Here is a 1,363-nt window from a genome sequence, read left to right on the forward strand (position 1 = left end):
GGTAGTGTAAAAAAGTTTGTGTTTCTGGTAAAAAATGGCTCCTTTTTGGTAAGAATTCAGATATGACAATTCTTATCGAAAAGGAGTATTTTTATGGCAGTTGCAAAGGAACAAATTCGACAGATTATCTCAGAAAACAACATTAGTAGCGTTGCCGATGTATACACGCTTCTGAAAGACAGCTTCAAAGATATCCTGCAGGAGCTGATGGAGGCAGAATTAGATGCAACCCTCGGTTACGAGAAAAATCATAAGGGAGATTTGCAGACAGACAATAAAAGAAATGGACATTCCACAAAGAACTTAAAAAGCCAGTATGGCGAATTTCAAATTGACGTACCAAGAGACCGCAATGGAGAGTTTGAACCGAAGCTGATTCCTAAATATCAGCGGGATATTTCCGGGATTGAAGAAAAAGTGATCTCTTTGTATGCCCGTGGTATGAGTACACGTGACATTCATGACCAACTTCTGGATCTTTATGGAATTGAATTATCAGCTGAAATGGTCAGCAAGATCACAGATAAGATTCTACCTCAGGTCAAGGAGTGGCAGTCCCGTCCTCTGAACCCGGTGTATCCTTTTGTATTCATGGATTGTATTCATTACAAAGTCCGGGAAGATGGCAGGATCTTAAGCCGTGCTGCTTATGTTGTTCTTGGTGTTACAGTGGAAGGGTACAAAGATATCCTCAGCATCACAGTGGGAGCCAATGAAACCAGCAAGTTCTGGCTTGGAATGCTTAACGATCTGAAGAATCGCGGAGTAAAAGATGTCCTTTTCTTCTGTGTAGATGGGCTTCCGGGCTTTAAAGAAGCCATCCAGGCAGTCTATCCGCAGGCAGAAATCCAGAGATGTGTCATCCATATGCTGCGTAATTCTTTCAAGTATGTAAACTATAATGATCTGAAAAAGTTTTCCTCGGATTTCAAAGCGGTATATAATGCTCCGAATGAAACAGCCGCTTTATCAGAACTGGAGAATATTAAGGAGAAATGGGGAAAGAAATATCCCTATGCTATTAGCAACTGGGAAAATAATTGGGAAGATGTAAGTTCCTTTTTCCAGTTTTCAAACGACATCAGGCGCATTATGTACACCACAAATATCATAGAGGGATTGAACCGTCAGTACCGGAAAGTCACGAAAACCAAGAGTGTATTTCCAAGCGATACAGCATTGGAAAAGATGCTGTACCTTGCCAGTGAAAATGTAGTCAAAAAATGGACGCAGAGGTATCGAAACTGGGATCAAGTGTTGAATCAGTTGATTGTCCTATATGGAGAACGGCTTACCAACTATCTGTAGAGAAAAGAAAAGCAGGAATGGATTTGCTCCAAAGCTGACCATTCCCGCTTCCTTT

General features: G+C 41.1%; 1 protein-coding gene. It reads left to right on the forward strand.

What is annotated here, in order from left to right:
- Window positions 1-93 precede the first annotated feature (93 nt).
- Window positions 94-1,308 carry an IS256 family transposase gene (locus tag FYJ57_RS15015; RefSeq protein ID WP_154433277.1) on the forward strand — a complete coding sequence of 405 codons (1,215 nt, stop codon included), beginning with the start codon at window positions 94-96 and terminating at the stop codon, window positions 1,306-1,308.
- The last annotated feature ends 55 nt before the right edge of the window (window positions 1,309-1,363 follow it).

It is taken from the genome of Oliverpabstia intestinalis, assembly GCF_009696065.1.
Lineage (GTDB): Bacteria > Bacillota > Clostridia > Lachnospirales > Lachnospiraceae > Oliverpabstia > Oliverpabstia intestinalis.